This is a genomic window from Photobacterium piscicola (genome assembly GCF_900166965.1).
Taxonomy (GTDB): domain Bacteria; phylum Pseudomonadota; class Gammaproteobacteria; order Enterobacterales; family Vibrionaceae; genus Photobacterium; species Photobacterium piscicola.
The window spans coordinates 1,346,834-1,365,962 of record NZ_FUZI01000001.1; the positions used below are offsets into that span (position 1 = coordinate 1,346,834).

Here is a 19,129-nt window from a genome sequence, read left to right on the forward strand (position 1 = left end):
AAACTATTGCCTAGCGAGCAAATTATCGCCCACATTTACGCTTAGCAATATAAACACCAAATCAAAAGCATAAAAAAGGCCAAGTGCTATGCACTTAGCCTTCATTAAAAATCATCAACCTATTTTAAGACGATATATTTTCATTTAATTTTCGTTAATTAAAATATCGCCTGCAATGCTTGCTTCTTATCACCTGTCATCACAAAACGTAATTCGCCACCGGCTTTGATGTCACTGTGTTTAAAGGTTAGGTTAGCACCTAGCTGTTGACCATTAATGGTGACTGACTGCACATACTTATTCACTGGGCTATTATTGTCAGCCACAATGGTAAATTCACCGCCTTTCACATCAATCGCAACCTTATCAAACAATGGACGACCAATTGAATAAGTAGGATCGGCTGGCGTCACTTGGTAAAAGCCTAAAGCACTCATGATGTACCATGCTGACATTTGGCCGACATCTTCATTACCAATCAAACCTGTCGGTTCAGTGGTATAGAACTGATTCATTATTTGATCTAAATATTCTTGTGCTTTCCAAGGCTCATCAGTCAAATTATATAAGTATGGAATATGGTGCGATGGCTCATTACCATGCATATATTGACCAATATAACCGGTTAAATCAGGCAGTTCTTCACCAGTATTTGAAGAGCGAGCAGTAAACAACTCATCTAAGTCTTCACGGAATGATTTTTCAGGTGTCATATCCGGTTTATTTTGAGCAACATCAGCAGCATAAATTTCTTGCTTTAGACGCTCAAAATCATGCATTGGCTGGAACTTCCACTGCCATGCATTACCTTCAGTAAAGGCAAATTCATCAACAAAATACGGATCAAATGGTAATAGTGGGCATTGCTCCATTGCTTTGCTACTACCATCCGTTTGTACCACATCTATCATCACACATTCATCTTTGCGCGACTCATCAATAGGCTGATTAAATTGTGATGCAGGTTTATTCGGACTAACACTTAATGGGTGATTCTTCGGACGTAAGAAGCCACTAACTTTATCCCAATGCTGCAACCAGTTATCAGCACGGCTTAAAAACTCGTCTTGCAGTTTTACATCACCTGCCATACGCGCAATTTCTGATACTGCCCAATCACCATAAGCAAACTCTAAGGTATAAGATGCTGAGTTCCAGTAGCCATGATGAACATATTTATTTTGTTCATAAACCTTCACTTGCACCACATTTGCAGCACCAATGTTTTGATCGTCAGTCCAATCTGGAAATTCACTTTTCTCATGATAACGCGCGGTGAATTCTGCCGCCTCTAATGCATCTTGCGCATTCACCTTTAAATCCTTTGCCATTGCATCAGCAATAATTGAAATGGCCGGAAAACCAATCATCGTCCCCGTATAATGGCCTTGTAATTCCCACTTAGGTAACATACCGCCATCTTTATATTTACGAATTAAATCATTGGCATATTCTGTCGCGCGTTGTGGATTAATGATAGTTTGTAGGGGATGGAAAGCGCGGAAAGTATCCCACATTGAATACACTGAATAGTTAGGTGTATCCCCAGCGTCTTTAATTTCTTGGGTTCGCATTGCACGATATTGACCATCCACATCTTGGAAAATCATTGGCGCAATAGAAGCATGGTATAGGGCAGTATAGAAAATCTGTTTTTGATCTTCAGTGCCACCTTCAACTTCAACCTTGGCTAACTCGTTATGCCATGCCTGTTGAGATTGCGCTAACACACGATCAAAGCCCCACGCAGGTACTTCTGCATTAAGGTTTTTCTCTGCGCCGTCAATGCCCGTAGGAGATAGACCCACTTTTAATTCTAATGGTTGATCTGTTGGCGCAAACTCTAAATAAGCGATTGTTTTAACCGCTTCAATATTATCATTATTTAATTTAACACTCGTTTCAACCCCATCAATTAATGCGGTTGCTTTCACAATCGGTTGATTAAATTTAGCATAGAAATAGACATGTTGATTGTTTGCCCAACCATCTGAACTACGTTGACCTCGAATAGTATATTCATCAATTATTTCAATATTACCGACAGTGGTACGATTACCCCAACTCTTATTTAGAGTATGATCTAAGTCGAACTTAATAAATGGAGTAGTCCCTTCAGCGAAGGTATATTTATGATAACCCACACGTGCTGTTGTGGTTAATTCCGCTTTTATATCACCACGATTTAATTCAACAGAATAATAACCCGCTTCTGCAATTTCATTCGCTTTATCAAAGGTATTATAAGTTGCGTTATTTTTTTCAGTAAAAGGCAAGACTAATATGTCACCTAAATCAGTGATGCCCGTCCCGCTTAAATGGGTATGTGAAAAACCATAAACAGGAATATCTTGTTGTTTTCCATGATCAAAATAACCCGCAGCAGAGCCCCAACCATCCATCTCAGTATCTGGGCTTAACTGTACCATTCCCGATGGATATACCGCACCAGGGAAAGTATGACCATCAGCACCAGTACCAATAAAAGGGTTTACATATTGTAAATATACGTCTGAAACTGGAGTAATATTATCTTTAGATACCGATGTATCATCAGAATTACAACCAACTAACCCCATCGCTAATGCAATAGAAAATGCTATTGGACTCAGTTTATTTATCATTATTATCGACCTATATTATTGATAGTTGGGTAACGAGTTAGATAAATATCAACTCACTTTACATTCGATTAATAATAAAAATAAACACTCTATTTAAATAGTAGCAAAAAGGCACATTTACTGGATTTTTATCACCAACTTATATTTTAGTGACATTGGTTCAACGTAATAATCAATAATATTAATATATAAAAAAGCAGCCATTAAATATAAATGACTGCCGATTATTTTCTTTATTTATTTGTTTAGTTAACTCTAATTATTCAATGAATGAAGCTTGCATAGCCTGAGATTTATCACCTGTCATCACAAATTTAAGTTCACCACCTACTTTAAATTCGGAGTGATTAAAGAACAAACCGTTATCTAACTGCTTACCATTAATTGATACCGATTTTATATACATATTATCATCGGCATTATTAATCGCTTTAACGGTAAAGAAACCGTCTTTTACAGGTAAACGTACTTCATCAAATAATGGCCGTCCAACAGTATATATAGGTGCTGCTGCGTTAACTTGATAGAAACCCATTGCAGACATCACATACCATGCCGACATAGAACCAACATCTTCATTACCAATAATGCCAGCAGGTTCTGCAAAGTACATTTCATCTAAAATATAATCGACCACTTCTTGGGTTTTCCAAGGTTCCGCGGTCCAATTATAAAGGTATGGAATATGATGCGATGGCTCATTACCAAAGGCTACTTGGCCAATCATTCCCGACATATCGGCTGTTTCTGTACCTTCACTACCGGCGGTAAAGGTCGCATCTAAGTTTTTCGCAAACGCAGCTTGCCCACCCATGACCTGTTGCAGACCTTTAATATCATGCGGTACAAACCAAGTCCATTGCCATGCATTACCTTCTGCATAAGGACCTGATTCATGAGCCGTATTATACGGATCAAATGGCGAAATAAACTCACCATCAATGGTTAATGGACGCATAAAACCAGTTACGCCATGCTTGGCATATTCAGTTGGATTGTTATCAAAGTAACGTTCAAATGCTTTTGATCGCGCTAAATATTGTTGCTCAATGTCAGTATTACCCGCAGCTTTAGCAATTTGTGCAATAGCCCAATCATAAAATGCATTTTCTAAGCCGTAAGATACCGATTCTTTAATATTTTCAGCATTTTCATTAGCGACAGGCACAAAACCTTGTTGCTGAGAAAATTTGATGGCATCAGGTAGAACACGTTTTAATACATCAAGATCCCACTCTTGCGCTAATGTTGCATAGTTATCATAAGTGGATGATTCAACCGCAGCTTGCAGTGCTTGTTGTTTTTCTTGTTGTGTAAATTCATTCGGAAACTTGGTGATCGCATCAGCAATAACAGCAACCGCGGGATAACCAATCATGGTGCCTGTTTCATCCCCTAGATGTTCCCACTTAGGCAATAAACCACTTTCCCGCCATTTCTGAACCATATTCTTGGCATATTGAACGGCACGTTCAGGCTCAGTAATGGTTTTTAATGGATGTAACGCACGGAAAGTATCCCATAATGAATACACCGAAAAGTTTGGTTGTTCAGGCGTTGCTTGACCATAAGCAATAGAATACTCACCTTCGCCATTACGAATTGAACCTTTACCCATGCCTCTAAACTCACCACTAACATCTTGATGCACTTGAGGGGCTATTTTTGTATGGTAAAGCGCGGTATAGAAAATTTCTTTTTGCTCTGGCGTACCACCTTTCACATCAAAATTTAATGCTCGTTGCCATTTTTTAACGGCACTGGCGCGAGCTTCATCAAATGACTGATGAGCTTCTGCATCATGGTTTGCTTTAGCACCATCAGCACTCACGGCAGAGATTGCAACTGCGGCATTAACAACTTGGGTATCACCAGCTTCAAATTCCACATATGCGGTAACATCAGCTTTAGTACGCTTCACTGGTTTACCCGTTTCATCATGAAGTAACACTGATGCATGCTCGGCAGTTAATCCATCAACAGGCTTACCGTTAGCCAGAATAACAACGTTCTTGATTTTTTTATCAAAGGTCGCATAGAAGAATATTTTTTGATTTTTAGCCCATCCAGAAAAATGTGCGGCATCTCTTTCACCCGTGATCGTATAACCATCATCACTGACCGTTAATTGATTACGTAATGACGTAGAGCCCCAATCACTGTTTAATATAGAATTTAAATCAATTTTTAATTTCTGATCAGTATCTTGAGGATAAGTATAACGATGGAAACCAACCCGTTCAGAAGCAGTTAGCTCAGCTTTAATATCATTGTCTGCAATTTCTACGCTGTAATAGCCAACTTCAGCATGTTCAGTTGTTTTATCCATTTTCACTGAAATAGCGTTACGGTAATCATCATTATCTTCGATATATTTTTGATTATCTTCAGTAAACGGTAAAAATAGAATATCGCCTAATCCCCCCATACCAGTACCGCTTAGGTGAGTATGAGAGAAACCAAATAACGTATCTTTATCGTAATGATAACCTGATGAAGAATGCCACCCCATCAATTCAGTGTCGGGTGAAAGCTGCATCATACCTTCAGGTACCACTGCCCCCGGAAAAGTATGACCATTAAAGCCAGTACCAATAAATGGGTCGACAAATTTAGTGTTACCCGTTAACTCAATCGCAGGTTGATCTTTATCTGGCACAATGGTCGTATTATTTATCGTTTCGTTATTACACCCAGCTAATACTGCTGCGACCATCAGTGCCAAAGGCATTATTTTCATTGTCGACATATCCATTCCCTAGCTTATTTCGTTAGCTGTAGATTGTTATATCGACAACTACGATTGAAAAATTCTAACTGAATTATCAATAAACTTAGTGATAGGATATATAGGATTAATTACGCATTCACTGGCTTTTTGTAACCGCAATTATTCGCTGTGACATAACGCATATTCCTTTAAAGCTCTCTTTGGACTCAATATCACAGTTTTATTTTTCTTGCATAAAAAGTAGTTAATAAAGTTTAAGGTAATAGATTTTATTGAAGAATAAAAAAACGGCCTAAATTAAAAGCCGTTAAAATTAAAAGTTTTTAATCACTAGTTATATTTATTAATGGTTAGCTAATTGTTGCTCAACAAGTGTCTGCCAAAAATTAACACCATCCATAAGAATATTATCATTAAAGTCATAATATGGATTATGCAAAGCAGTGCCGCCACACTCCCCCACACCATTACCAACTAAAATATAGCAACCTTTAGCTTCTCTAAGCATAAAAGAAAAATCTTCACTAATTGTAAAAGGCTGACAACTACCATTCACTTTATCAACACCTGCCACAGTAATAGCAGCATTAACTGCATGAATTGTTTCTTGTGGCGTATTAATTGTAGATAAAAAACTATTATTAAATTTAAATTGATAGTCAACTCCTGCAGACATGCATTGACCAGCAACAATGCGTTCAATTGCAGCTTCTATTTTATGCAAGGCAGAATCTGTAAAACTACGAGTATCTCCTTTAATAGTTACTCGTGATGGAATCACATTAACAGTACCATTTGTAGCAAATTCTGTAACAGAGATAACAGCCGTTTCATCAATAGCACTAAGGTGACGGGAAACAATTGTTTGTAATGCCACTACAATTTGGGAACCCACAACAATAGGATCAGTCCCCATATGTGGCATTGCAGCATGTCCACCAGTCGCAATAACTTCTATTTCAAAACTACTCTCACTTGCCATTAATGAATGCGGACGAGTAACAAAGTGTCCCGCAGGGATCCCCGGTAAATTATGCATTGCATAGATAGCATCAATATTCCAACGTGTAAATAAACCATCGGCAATCATAGCCTTAGCTCCAACGCCATGCTCTTCACCTGGTTGGAAAATAAAATACACCGTGCCATCAAAGTTACGTGTTTTTGCTAATTCATGCGCAGCACCTAATAACATTGCAGTATGACCATCATGACCACAAGCATGCATAACACCGTCATGAACAGAACAGTGAGCAAAAGTATTTTTTTCACAGATATGTAATGCATCCATATCAGCACGAAGCCCAATAGATCGTTCACTATCACCACATTTTAAAATACCAACAACACCTGTTTTTCCAATATTACGGTGTACTTCTAAGCCAAACTCTTCTAACTTTTCAGCAACCATTGCAGATGTCATTTCTTCCTCAAAGCCGAACTCTGGATGCTGATGAATATGATGGCGCCACTCTATAACTTTAGTATTAATGGTCATTACTGTATTCCTTTAGTAACACAAGCGCAGTCGTTATCTATTATCGACTGCGCGTTAATATTTAATTATGCTTTTTGAGGTTTTAATTTATTCACTTTTTGTTCTGTTGTTTCTTGTTGTTTATTATTACCAAACTTCATAAACATCATCATTGAAATAATCACGACAGCTATTGCAAGTAAACGCATAGGAGTTACGGATTCACCAAGAGCAAAAACAGCCAGGACAAAAGATGATAGAGGCATTAAATTTAGTGCCATTCCTGTTCCATCAACACCAACACGCTCCATAGCATAAATATAAATTAAATAACTGATACCTGAGATACCAACACCAAGAATCGTAATACAAAGGATTCGTAATGGTGAGCTAAAAATACCTAAGGCTGAACTTAAATCTGCATTTGTTACAAGAAGATATAACCCGAAACCAATTGAAGCAAATACAAATTGATGGAACATTGTTGCAACAGAACCATATTTCTCAGCTAACTCAGCACGAGCATAGGCCATTGTGGCAAAACTGGCAGCACTTGCAAAACAGATTAAATGACCAATATTGAAACCATTTGTTTCTGATTTTGGATCCATAACCAAAATAGCAACACCAACAAAAGCACCTAATGCTGCGACCATTTGTAATGGAGTAAATCTTGCATTATGACGAAAGAAACCAACGGTTAAGATAAGAATAGGAATTAAACCTTGAATAACACCATTTTCTGATGCTGTAATATAATCAAGAGATAAAAATGAAAAGAAACTAAAAGCACCTTGTCCGATAATACCACACGCTGCTGACCATATAATATCGTGGCGATTTTCCCAATTTAATTTAAATTCTTTTTTCGTTGTTAATTTTCCCGTTGCTGTACCAACTTTTAAAATTAGAGCAAGCGTCATAAATGCAATAGTATAACGGGCCCAAACAAGTACTTGAGCATCCATTACTTCAAGAATAGGTGTTCCTACAATCCATGGAATCCCCCATAAAAGCCCAATAAATATTGCAGCAGTCCAACCCATTGTCGTACGGTTCATAATTTAAATCCTTTATTATCCATTAAATTTAAGACGAACGTCCCCACAGGCTGAATACTTCAGCTTTATTCCATTGATTAAATAAGGACGATCGGTAACCTATAACTTTAGATCTTGGTACGGTAGAAAATATTATTAGGTTATTCTAAATAGGGGTTATCACTATTTAATAAACGTCCATATCCAGGACAGCAAGCAGTTTTTCCAGCCAGATCCATAGCATGCCAAAACATAGCTGAATTACTGCAAATAACAGGGATCTCAAAGCGATCTTCTATCTCTTGAATATGGTCGAGCACACGTAAATTAGTACAAGACATAAAAACAAGGTCAGCGCCTGATTCTGGTAATATTTGTTCTAGAGCTGTTATCATCGACTCTTTTGATACTGTAGTAATATCTGTATCACGTTCAATGCCTAATGAGCCTAATACAACAACATCAAACCCTTCATCTTTAAGCTGTTGATATAATGGGTAATTAACTTCAGTTGGATAAGGAGAAAAAACCGCGATCTTTTTGGCTTTTAAGTGATTAAATGCCGCTTTAGCAGCTGTCCATGGGTTCGTCGCTGGAATATTATCTCGGTTTTGCGTTAGTAATTGTCCAACTCGTTCTTCACCAATAATAATAGATGCAGAAGTACAACCAAAAGCCATTACATCCATTGGTAAACCATTTGCAATAAGATCTGAACCTTCACTAATACCATTAGCAATATTATCCAAAGCTTCAGGTGTCATTTCACTATTATAAAAAACACGAGTACTAAATACGGCAGCTTGTGTTCCAACTAATTTAGCCCAATCCATCTCTAAAGAGTGATCAGTACTTAATTGTACCAAACCAATATGAGTACGATTAATTCGAGGTGCTGCAATATAATCTAATTTTTTTTCAAATTGTTTAAATTCATTAATTGTGTTCATTCGTAGGGTCTCTTCTTGTCGATATTTTTAGGGCTAATAATAATTAGCCCTTATTATTGTTATATTTTATTTAATTATAATTAGTTCAGGTTCAGCACGTTCAGAAAGCCATTCCGCACCATTTTCAGTAATGACAATATTTTCTTCATGAACCATTGATTTACCAGGGGCGTAAACCATCCCCGGTTCTAAAGTCATTACCATTCCAGGTTTTAATAATGTATTGTCTGTTGCCGTATTTGATGGACGTTCAGTTAATTCCATTCCTAAACCATGGCCTAAACGACCAACGTCATTACCTAATGCACCATTAGCTTCTAGTACTGACCACATTGCATTATAAATATCTGATGTTGTCGCGCCTGGTTTAACCGCTTCAAATCCTTTGGTTGTTGCATCATATACAGCACGATAAGCTGCTTTAGTTTGCTCACTTGCAGAACCAAAAGCCCAGTTACGATCAAAATCAGAGAAATAACCATCGCGTACTGCACCAGTATCAATAATCAGTACATCACCATCTTCAATAACACGATCAGTTGGTCCCATAATAATGCTGTCATAGCCATCGGGGCCTGAGCCAGCAATAATATATGGGCATTCATCAGCACCTTCCATCAACATATCAATACGGAAACGTTTACAAATTTCACGTTCTGTCATTCCTGATTTAGCATATTCAGGAACCTTGGCAAAACCAACATTCGTAATACGACAAATTTCCTTTACCTTTGCAATTTCAGCTGCAGATTTAACTTGACGAATTTCATGCATCGGCAATGATGCATCAACAAATGTTTTTTTCACTAATGTCGTTAACTTAAGGTAATTATTAACAGGCATACGTAGATGAGATTCAATACCTAATGTCGCACCAACACGACCAAAACGACAAGGTAATGAATTTAAAAAGCTGGCAACAAGGCTAATTCCATCATCTTCTGGTCGAGGCGATGGCCAAGTAATAATATTATCAATCCAAGTCCCCGCCATACCACTTGCACCTATCTCTGGAATGATAGCAGTAGGCTTACCTTCAGCAGGAATAATTAAGAACCAAGGACGAGTTGGGCTATGCCAAAATTGAGTATGAAAACCTGTAAAATAACGAACATTTGGCTCTGTGGTTAATAGCATTGCATCTAATTTCAACTCACGCATAATCTGCTGCGCTTTCATTGTACGTTGTTCAAACTCAGCGACTTCAAAACCACGCATTAAATAGTCGTTCATTATCTTATTCCCTATTACATTCAGTCTTTTTAATTACAACTTGTCTATACAAGTTGCAATAAAGTTAACAATTGTTGACGTTGATAAGGAGTTTACGTATTTAAATGCAAAATAATGTGACCAAACCACCATAGTTAACTTTTGTGACTTTAAGTTTTGATTTTTGAATTAAATTGGTGATAAAAGTCAACTTTTGTAAACTTTAATGATTAAAATTATTGCCTATAGTCTAAAAATAGCTTCTTATAGTTCACGAATTTAGATTTTAGAGTTGATATAGACTCTTCTTTACATCAAACTTAAGTCAACTTAAGTTAACCAAAGTGCGTAATGATGAATAAAAAAACAGCAAATTCACAAGTAACAATATTTAGTGAAAGAGACAAAGAAATTTTATGTTCTTATTTTCGACTCGCCGATACGATTGCTGATTTTATTGGGCCTCATAGTGAGGTTGTTATTCATTCATTCGAACATATTGAAAAATCAGTCGTTAAAATTGTGAACGGTCATCACACAGGAAGAAAACTGGGTTCGCCGTTAACAGATTTAGGATTGAGAATGCTCAGCGCATTTGAAAAAACAGGTGAAGTAACACCAAAAAGCTACTTTACTCAAAGTAAAGATGGCGCTTTACTTAAATCAACAACATGCATGTTGATGGGAGAAAATGAAAAACCTATTGGTATGTTCTGTATCAATATGAACCTATCTTTTCCTTTCCCTGAAATAATAAAAACACTTATGCCTGATATGAATCACCCCAATATTACTGTGAGTGAAAATTTCAGTGCGAGTGCTAATGATGTTATTGATCATGCTTTAGAACACGCCATTATTGATGTTGAAAACGATACCTCTATAAATCTAAAAACAAAGAATAAAACGATAACGAAAATATTGTTTGAAAATGGCATCTTTGAATTAAAAGAAGCAACAGCAATAGTTTCAGAACGATTAGGTATAACTCGACACGCTATTTATAAATATTTGCGTGAGTTTAAATCATAAAAAGAGATAAATAATGAAAACTCAAATACACACAGATTCAGCGCCTGCAGCAATTGGTCCATATTCTCAAGCATTAGCATTTCAAAACATTGTGTTTACTTCAGGTCAATTACCTCTTGATCCTGCGACAATGACATTTGCAGAAGGTGGCATTAAAGCACAAGCTCACCAATCTCTAACGAATTTAAAAGCGATTTTAGAACAATCAGGTGCATCAATGGATAGCGTATTAAAAACAACATGCTTCCTTTCTGATATGGAAAATTTTGCTGCATTCAATGAAGTCTATACTGAATTTTTTGGCACAGAAATGGCACCAGCTCGCTCATGTATCGAAGCTGCCCGATTACCTAAAGATGCTCTTGTTGAAGTAGAAGCAATTGCTTTTATTAATAAGTAAGCATTTATAAAGGCAAATAGAACCCGCCATTTGCCTCTTTCTTCTACGTATTTATTATAAAGTGAACGCCATGCTAAACGTATCAGCTAACCGACATTATAACGGTAATAAAAGTGTTTTATTTACTCAGAAAATAGCTCAAGAAACACGTGCTTTTCATCAACAAATTGAAGGCTACAGTCCAACACCATTAGTTTCATTGCCTCACTTGGCTGCTTATCTTGGTGTTAAAGCGATCCTAATAAAAGATGAATCAAAACGCTTTGGTTTAAATGCTTTTAAAGTACTTGGTGGATCTTATGCATTAGGTCGTGTTTTAGCTAAACATTTAAATATTAATATTAATGAAATTGATTTAAAAACAGTCGCTAATAAATTAAAACAGCCATTAGTATTTACAACTGCAACAGCAGGAAATCATGGAACAGGAGTTGCTTGGGCCGCTAGGGAAATGGGGCAAAAAGCAGTTGTTTATATGCCAAAAGGCTCCCCCCAAGCAAGTGTTGAACGTATTCAAGGATTAGGTGCTGAATGCATCGTTACAGATGTTAATTACGACGATACAGTGCGTTTAGCCAATAAAACAGCTGAAGATAATGGTTGGATGCTGGTTCAAGATACTGCTTGGGATGGTTATGAACAAATTCCCACTTGGATTTCTCAAGGTTACATGACAATGGCAGATGAAGCGATTGATCAGGCGGAGAATGCTAACGAAGGCTTACCAACTCATGTCATGCTGCAAGCCGGTGTTGGTGCAATGGCGGGGGGAATATTAGGTTACTTAGTGGATCGTTTAGGCTCCGAAAATATAAAAACGATTATTGGTGAACCATCAGCCGCTGATTGCATTTACCGTTCAGGGAACAAGGGTGAAATGGTTAATGTAACAGGGGATCTATCTTCTATTATGGCAGGTCTTGCTTGTGGCGAGCCCAATCCAATAACATGGCCAATTTTACGAGATAGTAGTCATACATTTATCTCAGCAGAAGACAGTATTACTGCTTTAGGTATGCGTATTTTAGGTAACCCACTACAAGGTGATAACTGCATTGTTAGTGGTGAATCTGGCGCATTATCAATGGGTATTCTTTATCAATTAATGACAACAGAATCAGGAAAAACTGAAGCTAAAAAAATGGGCTTAAATAAAGATGCTGTGGTTATGATCTTTAGCACTGAAGGTGACACCAATCCAATCCGTTATCGCCGTATTGTTTGGGAAGGTTGTAATATCTAATCAATAACATCAATAAATAAAAAACCCTCTAACCTATAAGCTAGAGGGATTCTTTTTTTAGCGTAAAGCCATCATTGCTGCTTCATAATTAGGTTCATGTTTAATCTCAGCAACGCGTTCACTGTAAGTCACTTGACCATCTTCATTTAAAATAATCACAGCACGCGCAGCTAAACCTTTTAATGGCCCTTCATTAATATTTACACCGTATGCTTGGGTAAACTGAGGCTCACGGAAAAATGACGCTGTTTTAACATTTTCAAGCCCTTCTGCAGCACAGAAACGACTTGCAGCAAATGGAAGATCGGCTGAAATACAAACTACAACCGTATTATCAACATCCGCCGCCATTTTATTAAACGCGCGTACACTCATCGCACAAATAGGCGTATCAACACTTGGGAATATATTTAAAACAACCTTCTTTCCTTTAAGTGAACTCAGTGTCAAATCACCAAGATCTGCACCACAAAGTGTAAACTCTGGTGCGGGTTGTCCTGCTTGTGGGAATTGACCTAATACTGATAATTTTTTGCCTTCAACAGTTACTGACATAACATTCACCTTTTTATTCTTTTAAATTATTTTTGTATTTAAAGAGCCAAAATATACTGTGCTACTTTTATCGATATAACAACCATTAAAAATTAAATACATACGTCAAAGGGATGTTTATAATGACGGATAACGTATAACCCACAAATAAAAAGTGGCTTTATTGTTAATAACAAAAAGATAACTCAATGATAAAAAACAAGAAAATATTATAAATTCAATACATGGACAAAGATAACTATCAAAAGTAAAGAGAATGATAACTATTATTAAAACAGAAATATTATATTTAGTTTACGCTGTTAATAAACATTAATTTTCACTCATCCTCTTAGCGTAACGTTCTAAACATAATCAATAAAGACTAGAGACTAAATATAATGAAAATCAGCGATAATACGAAAAAAAACGCGATATGGCTGGTATCTAGCCTTATTTTGATCAATATAATAGTGTGGGTAATTGCTGTACTTGCCTTCTATCAACACCCTGCAATGCTTGGTATGTCGCTATTAGCATGGTCCTTAGGTTTACGCCATGCTGTAGATGCTGATCATATCGCAGCAATTGATACCACCACTCGAAAAATGATGGAACAAGGTAAAAAACCCATCACCATTGGTACTTTTTTCTCGCTAGGCCATTCAACTATTGTAATGCTAGCCGCGGCAGCCATTGCGTTAACCGTTGGTACATTTAAGTCAAAAATCCCTTTTATCAGCGATATTGGCGGCATTATAGGTACTAGCGTTTCTATTTTATTTTTATTAATTATGGCCTATATCAACCTTAGAATTTTTCTTTCAGTCTATAAAAAATTCAATGCTTATAAACAAGGTATTCGCCCAACAGATGCGGATTTAAATATTCAATTAACCGGTCCATTAAATAAACTTTTCCATTTTTCATTCAAATTTATCAATAAAAGCTGGCACATGTATTTTATCGGTTTTCTGTTTGGCTTAGGCTTTGATACCGCTACTGAAATCACCTTATTAGCACTATCAGCAACCAATGCCTCTCAAGGAATGAATATCTGGTTAATTATGATCTTCCCGGTCTTATTTACTGTCGGCATGTCGTTAATTGATACTCTTGATAACCTAGTAATGCTTGGCGCCTATGGCTGGGCATTCTCAAAACCATCACGTAAGCTTTACTACAACATGACCATTACAGGTATTTCTGTGATCGTGGCGTTGATCATTGGTGGCTTAGAAGCATTAAGCGCCATTGCATCAAGTTTAAAATTAAGCGGCTCGTTTTGGGATGGCATTAATACCATGACCGATCATTTTGGTATCGTCGGTATTGGAGTCATTGCGATATTTATTGGCTGTTGGATACTGTCTATTATTAATTATAAGCTACACAGTTACGATAAACTTGATCAACCAATTTAACCGATTAAATTAAAAATAAGAGGCCGTATTCTCCGTGGCCTCTTATCTATACCTAACAATAGAATTTCTCTCAACTTAGATATTTCCATTTAAAAGTACGACTTCACTATCATAACCCAAAACAATTCGATTCATTAACTCCTATAAAAACAATATATTAGATAAAAAAATAATAATCCACATGATAATAATTATCATTTAACTTGAAACTCATCACTAAAGATGTATTATTAATACATCTTTTAGACGTTAACGGAGTGTACCTATGAGCCATTTAAGAATACCTAAAAATTGGACAATTCAACGGTCAACAGCATTTTTTACAAAGGAAAATGTACCGCCAGTACTCTTGTCGCATCACAACACAGCGAAAGATGTCTTTGGTCAGCTATGCGTCATGGAAGGGCAAGTGGTTTATTATGGCTTTGCTAATAGCACCGCAACAGAACCAGAAGTGCGTGTAGAAATAAATGCAGGTCAATTTGCCACAAGTCCACCTCAATATTGGCACCGTATTGAATTATCGGATGATGCTCAATTTAATATTAATTTTTGGTCTGATGCAGATAAGAAAAGCGAAGTCTTATTTTCAGGTAAAAAATAGAGAAATAAGTATATGCAGAAAGCTCTCATTATATGTATTGAAGGCAATATTGGCTCAGGTAAATCGACTTTATTACCTAAACTCGCAGCAATGCTACAAGCCGTCACTATTTTAGAGCCCGTAGATACAGATCCAGAATTTCAACGATTACTAGGATTATTTAGCTGTGATCCATCAAATGTTAATGCTCGCAATAACTTTCAGTATTACATAACAACGCAACGATCTAATTTATTAAAAAACTTAAATCCTAATAAGCGTTATGTTATCGAACGATCTTTATTAAGTGATCTCGTATTTACTCATGCTTGCATGTCAAACTACGAAAATACCGTTGAAGATGCCGCCAAACATATGGATTGCTATAAACATTTAATTGCTAAAATCCACGACTACCCAACAATCGATTATTGTATTTATTTAAAAACCAAACCTGAAATTGCTTATCAAAGGATGCGAAAAAGAGCTCGCCCTGAAGAAATGACCTTATCATTACGTTATTTGACTGATCTGAGTGCATTTCATGACGCCGTATTACCTCAAGCTTGTCATAAAATGGGAACGACATTAATCGAAGTTGATTGGGATAATCCAAATGCGATGGATTTACTAAGAGTTAAATTATCTGGCTTGAATTTAGAATAATTATATTATGAAGATTAAGTAATATAAAATTAAGAAATACATCTATTATTATCCTTCTCCCGATTTCATGTAATAACTATTATATGAAATCGGAGCTACTGCCTTTAACCTCAATTCACCGTGTAAAATTCAAAAATATACCCACCAGAAAAATCACTATAAAAGCAGAAATTTAATTTACCTTCATGATTAGTCACCTCACATGATCATTAGAATATAAAAATAACCAGAAGCTCACTTCATACTTAAAAAATTATTAACGCTTATTGGGATTTTATCTATATTCCAACAAACTACCGACCATATCCTTTTACCACGTCAATCATTACAAAATGGTAATAATCTTTTTCATTTTGACGTTATTGTTTTGTTTTTGGTAATTGTTAATATACCCCCATCAAAACGCAAACAGCGTTGACAAACAATTATAAATATAAGGTTATACGACTCATGAAAACAGTTATTAAAGCAATTATCGCTACCGCTATTATCGCTACTTCTTACACTGCATCTGCACGTGATGGCGCATTCACAGGTAATGTTAGTTTCAACAACAAAGCTAATAACACTGTGATTGCAAGACATTACGCGGTAAATGGTACTACTGACAAATCACATTCAGGTATTGTCATCACAAATAAAAACACTCAGATGACGTTTGCAGAAAAACTACTCTCCGCAGCGGATAAGTAATAGTTTTGCAGTAGGTAATTACACTTAACGTACAATTTCATTATTACTTATAAGTAAAAGTGTTTTGGTTTTATATTTATTGTTACCAAAATAGCAAGGTGTAAAATAATCATATCGACACCAATCATAACCACTAAGTTCGATATGGCATATTACATCATCAGTCGTTTATAACATGACATCAAATAAATTCAGACTTATGGCTATCGCGGTAAGTCATTATAAATTAATCAATAATTATCGGAGCTTTACTATGAGCAATGTATTTTACATGCCACCTGTCACCTTAATGGGTCCTAATGCAATTCAATCTCTAGGTGCTGAATTAGCGTCAAAAGAATTGAAAAAAGCACTTATCGTTACTGATAGTGTGTTAGTTGAAGTGGGTCTGGTTAGTAAGCTAACAGATGAGCTAACAGCACATAACCTTGATTACGTTATCTATGATGGTGTGCAGCCTAATCCAACAGAGAAAAATATCGAAGATGGTCTTGCCCTATTGGCTGAAAGCAAAGCAGACTTCGTGATTTCATTTGGTGGTGGTTCATCACACGATACAGCAAAAGGTATTGCGCTAGTTGCAGCTAACGGGGGTCATATTCGTGATTACTCTAAAGGTGTTCACTTATCGAAAAAACCACAACTGCCATTGGTAACAGTGAATACAACAGCGGGTACGGCATCAGAAATGACAGTATTTGCGATCATCACTAACCAACAAGATCAAACTAAATACCCAGTAGTTGATAAGCACTTCACCCCTATTATTGCCGTTAACGATTCAGAACTAATGGTCGCAATGCCTAAGTTCCTAACCGCAACCACAGGTATGGACGCATTAACTCACGCTGTTGAAGCCTATGTTTCAACCGCTGCAACACCAATCACGGATGCATCAGCCATCAAAGCGATTGAGTTGATTGTTAATAACTTAGAAGCAGTAGTAAGTAACGGTCAAGACCGTGCAGCTCGTGATGCAATGCAGTACGGTGAGTACTTAGCGGGAATGGCATTCTCAAATGCTTCTCTCGGTTACGTGCACTCAATGGCGCACCAATTAGGTGGTGTTTACGACCTGTCACACGGCCTATGTAACGCTATTCTACTTGCTGAAGTGTCACGCTTTAATGCCAAACAAGTACCTGAGCGTTTTGTTGATATCGCCAAAGCAATGGGGATTGATACGGCAACGATGACACAAGAGCAAGCAGTTAACGCAGTCCTTGAAGCAATTGATGGTTTATCAGCAGCAGTTGGTACTAAACAACGTTTAGCAGATCTTGGGGTTACAGAAGATAAGCTCGCATTTATGGCGCAAAACGCCCTAAACGATGCATGTTCTTTAACTAACCCACGTAAAGCTAGCCTAGAAGAAATCGTTAATATATTTAAAGCACGGATGTAATTATTCTGACTATCAATAATTACAGACTTTAACAAACAAAAGACTACTGATTTATGATTAGTGGTCTTTTTATATTATTAATTTTCTTAAATGATTATTTTTCCAAGCTAAGACCTTACATATTGTTATCCTTTATAAATTAGAAGTATATTTCCCTCACATACACGCCAAAAAAATAACACCAACCAGAAACATACAAATATTAAATATATTATTTTTTAAAAGTAATATATTTAATATTTCATTTCAAATCGCCAGCCATCATTTTTAATAAAATTGAAAACAAACATTTAATTAATAGTAAACAAATAACCATACCAACACTTACAAATAAATTGTAACATTATTATATCTATAATAAAGAAAGGTAAAAAAACAATTACAAACTATAAACACCCAATTCCATATAGCTATGTTTTATATTTTATAAGGACATTTACACAATGAATATTTTAAAAAAATTAAACTTCCAAATAATTCCTGTTCAAATTTTTCTTTTCGCCTTTTGGTTTAAAAATGGATTTATTGATAAGTTTTTTGGTGTAACCATTGCAGCATTCAACCCAACAGAGTCCAATAAAGGCGACTCATGGGCTGGGTGGGAATCATATATAACAGGAGGCTGGAATAAATCAGAGGTAGCACACACACTGTTTACTCCTGCATATGACATTTTATTTCCAGTCATCATTTTTCTTCAATGTTTACCTGCTGTTATGATTATAATTGCTATCCTAAAATGTGAATTTATGCATAATGAAAATAATGACTTAACAAAACGAGCAGCGACTGCATCACTATTCGTAACCAGTGTTTTACTCTTTAGTCAAACCATTGCGGGATCATCTGATGGTCAGTATCTATGGCAATTATTAGGTCTAGGTATGGTTTTAATTATGTATATAAAAGCGATTAGCAAATCATAAGATTGATTTAAAGCCTCTACTATAGGGGCTATTTTAAAATAATAACTAACGCTTAGTTGTAAACAATCTTATTATAAACCATTTAACCTAATAAATATTTATTCAGATTATATAAATTAATTACTATATAAGAACATTAACTTATATTTATTTTATAAAAAAACCTACTAATTTTATTATCAACAGGCT

At 36.2% G+C, this 19,129-nt stretch carries 16 protein-coding genes; 9 read left to right on the forward strand and 7 right to left on the reverse strand.

Annotated elements, in window-relative coordinates:
• Positions 1 to 158 precede the first annotated feature (158 nt).
• From CZ809_RS06070 to CZ809_RS06095, 6 genes are all read right to left on the reverse strand, one after another.
• Entirely contained in the window at positions 159 to 2,624 is a 2,466-nt protein-coding gene (locus CZ809_RS06070) for a GH92 family glycosyl hydrolase (RefSeq protein ID WP_080156475.1), read from the reverse strand.
• 259 nt (positions 2,625 to 2,883) lie between these two features.
• Positions 2,884 to 5,373, reverse strand: coding sequence for a GH92 family glycosyl hydrolase (locus CZ809_RS06075; protein WP_080156476.1), 2,490 nt, complete (start codon positions 5,371 to 5,373; stop codon positions 2,884 to 2,886).
• 325 nt (positions 5,374 to 5,698) lie between these two features.
• Complete coding sequence (locus CZ809_RS06080) at positions 5,699 to 6,853, reverse strand: M20 aminoacylase family protein (protein ID WP_080156477.1); 1,155 nt, start codon at positions 6,851 to 6,853, stop codon at positions 5,699 to 5,701.
• A 65-nt stretch (positions 6,854 to 6,918) separates the two neighbouring features.
• Entirely contained in the window at positions 6,919 to 7,893 is a 975-nt protein-coding gene (locus CZ809_RS06085; protein ID WP_080156478.1) for a DMT family transporter, read from the reverse strand.
• A 140-nt stretch (positions 7,894 to 8,033) separates the two neighbouring features.
• Positions 8,034 to 8,822: a maleate cis-trans isomerase family protein gene (locus tag CZ809_RS06090; protein WP_080156479.1), complete on the reverse strand. Its 789-nt coding sequence runs from the start codon at positions 8,820 to 8,822 to the stop codon at positions 8,034 to 8,036.
• A 66-nt stretch (positions 8,823 to 8,888) separates the two neighbouring features.
• The gene (locus CZ809_RS06095; RefSeq protein ID WP_080156480.1) at positions 8,889 to 10,055 is read right to left on the reverse strand and encodes a M24 family metallopeptidase; all 1,167 of its coding nucleotides are present in this window, start codon (positions 10,053 to 10,055) and stop codon (positions 8,889 to 8,891) included.
• A gap of 333 nt (positions 10,056 to 10,388) precedes the next feature.
• Between CZ809_RS06095 and CZ809_RS06100 the strand changes: the two genes are divergently transcribed.
• The 3 genes from CZ809_RS06100 (at position 10,389) to dpaL (ending at position 12,709) form a co-directional block, all read left to right on the forward strand.
• A complete protein-coding gene (locus CZ809_RS06100) occupies positions 10,389 to 11,066 on the forward strand; it encodes a helix-turn-helix transcriptional regulator (RefSeq protein ID WP_080156481.1) in 678 nt (225 codons plus the stop codon).
• A 13-nt stretch (positions 11,067 to 11,079) separates the two neighbouring features.
• The gene (locus CZ809_RS06105; RefSeq protein WP_080156482.1) at positions 11,080 to 11,466 is read left to right on the forward strand and encodes a RidA family protein; all 387 of its coding nucleotides are present in this window, start codon (positions 11,080 to 11,082) and stop codon (positions 11,464 to 11,466) included.
• 70 nt (positions 11,467 to 11,536) lie between these two features.
• The gene (dpaL, locus tag CZ809_RS06110; protein WP_080156483.1) at positions 11,537 to 12,709 is read left to right on the forward strand and encodes a diaminopropionate ammonia-lyase; all 1,173 of its coding nucleotides are present in this window, start codon (positions 11,537 to 11,539) and stop codon (positions 12,707 to 12,709) included.
• 57 nt (positions 12,710 to 12,766) lie between these two features.
• Here the strand turns inward: dpaL and tpx are convergent, their stop codons facing one another.
• The gene (gene tpx, locus CZ809_RS06115) at positions 12,767 to 13,264 is read right to left on the reverse strand and encodes a thiol peroxidase (RefSeq protein WP_080156484.1); all 498 of its coding nucleotides are present in this window, start codon (positions 13,262 to 13,264) and stop codon (positions 12,767 to 12,769) included.
• Between the two features lie 380 nt (positions 13,265 to 13,644).
• Here tpx and CZ809_RS06120 point away from each other — a divergent pair, with 380 nt between their 5' ends.
• From CZ809_RS06120 to CZ809_RS06145, 6 genes are all read left to right on the forward strand, one after another.
• Positions 13,645 to 14,667, forward strand: a complete 1,023-nt coding sequence (locus CZ809_RS06120; RefSeq protein WP_080156485.1) for a HoxN/HupN/NixA family nickel/cobalt transporter — start codon at positions 13,645 to 13,647, stop codon at positions 14,665 to 14,667.
• 265 nt (positions 14,668 to 14,932) lie between these two features.
• Positions 14,933 to 15,271 carry a TehB family protein gene (locus CZ809_RS06125; protein WP_080156486.1) on the forward strand — a complete coding sequence of 113 codons (339 nt, stop codon included), beginning with the start codon at positions 14,933 to 14,935 and terminating at the stop codon, positions 15,269 to 15,271.
• A gap of 12 nt (positions 15,272 to 15,283) precedes the next feature.
• Positions 15,284 to 15,916, forward strand: coding sequence for a deoxynucleoside kinase (locus CZ809_RS06130; RefSeq protein ID WP_080156487.1), 633 nt, complete (start codon positions 15,284 to 15,286; stop codon positions 15,914 to 15,916).
• A 450-nt stretch (positions 15,917 to 16,366) separates the two neighbouring features.
• Entirely contained in the window at positions 16,367 to 16,609 is a 243-nt protein-coding gene (locus CZ809_RS06135; protein ID WP_080156488.1) for a hypothetical protein, read from the forward strand.
• Positions 16,610 to 16,862: 253 nt separating this feature from the next.
• Positions 16,863 to 18,014, forward strand: a complete 1,152-nt coding sequence (locus CZ809_RS06140) for an iron-containing alcohol dehydrogenase (protein WP_080156489.1) — start codon at positions 16,863 to 16,865, stop codon at positions 18,012 to 18,014.
• 449 nt (positions 18,015 to 18,463) lie between these two features.
• A complete protein-coding gene (locus tag CZ809_RS06145) occupies positions 18,464 to 18,940 on the forward strand; it encodes a hypothetical protein (RefSeq protein WP_080156578.1) in 477 nt (158 codons plus the stop codon).
• Positions 18,941 to 19,129: the final 189 nt, after the last annotated feature.

Bases quoted from the DNA above. Each gene is read 5' to 3' on its own strand.
- CZ809_RS06125 (WP_080156486.1), top strand. From the start codon at position 14,933: ATGAGCCATTTAAGAATACCTAAAAATTGGACAATTCAACGGTCAACA.
- CZ809_RS06075 (WP_080156476.1), bottom strand. From the start codon at position 5,373: ATGTCGACAATGAAAATAATGCCTTTGGCACTGATGGTCGCAGCAGTA.
- CZ809_RS06105 (WP_080156482.1), top strand. From the start codon at position 11,080: ATGAAAACTCAAATACACACAGATTCAGCGCCTGCAGCAATTGGTCCA.
- CZ809_RS06140 (WP_080156489.1), top strand. From the start codon at position 16,863: ATGAGCAATGTATTTTACATGCCACCTGTCACCTTAATGGGTCCTAAT.
- dpaL (WP_080156483.1), top strand. From the start codon at position 11,537: ATGCTAAACGTATCAGCTAACCGACATTATAACGGTAATAAAAGTGTT.
- CZ809_RS06090 (WP_080156479.1), bottom strand. From the start codon at position 8,822: ATGAACACAATTAATGAATTTAAACAATTTGAAAAAAAATTAGATTAT.
- CZ809_RS06085 (WP_080156478.1), bottom strand. From the start codon at position 7,893: ATGAACCGTACGACAATGGGTTGGACTGCTGCAATATTTATTGGGCTT.
- CZ809_RS06135 (WP_080156488.1), top strand. From the start codon at position 16,367: ATGAAAACAGTTATTAAAGCAATTATCGCTACCGCTATTATCGCTACT.
- CZ809_RS06100 (WP_080156481.1), top strand. From the start codon at position 10,389: ATGAATAAAAAAACAGCAAATTCACAAGTAACAATATTTAGTGAAAGA.
- CZ809_RS06095 (WP_080156480.1), bottom strand. From the start codon at position 10,055: ATGAACGACTATTTAATGCGTGGTTTTGAAGTCGCTGAGTTTGAACAA.
- CZ809_RS06080 (WP_080156477.1), bottom strand. From the start codon at position 6,853: ATGACCATTAATACTAAAGTTATAGAGTGGCGCCATCATATTCATCAG.
- CZ809_RS06130 (WP_080156487.1), top strand. From the start codon at position 15,284: ATGCAGAAAGCTCTCATTATATGTATTGAAGGCAATATTGGCTCAGGT.
- CZ809_RS06070 (WP_080156475.1), bottom strand. From the start codon at position 2,624: ATGATAAATAAACTGAGTCCAATAGCATTTTCTATTGCATTAGCGATG.
- CZ809_RS06120 (WP_080156485.1), top strand. From the start codon at position 13,645: ATGAAAATCAGCGATAATACGAAAAAAAACGCGATATGGCTGGTATCT.
- tpx (WP_080156484.1), bottom strand. From the start codon at position 13,264: ATGTCAGTAACTGTTGAAGGCAAAAAATTATCAGTATTAGGTCAATTC.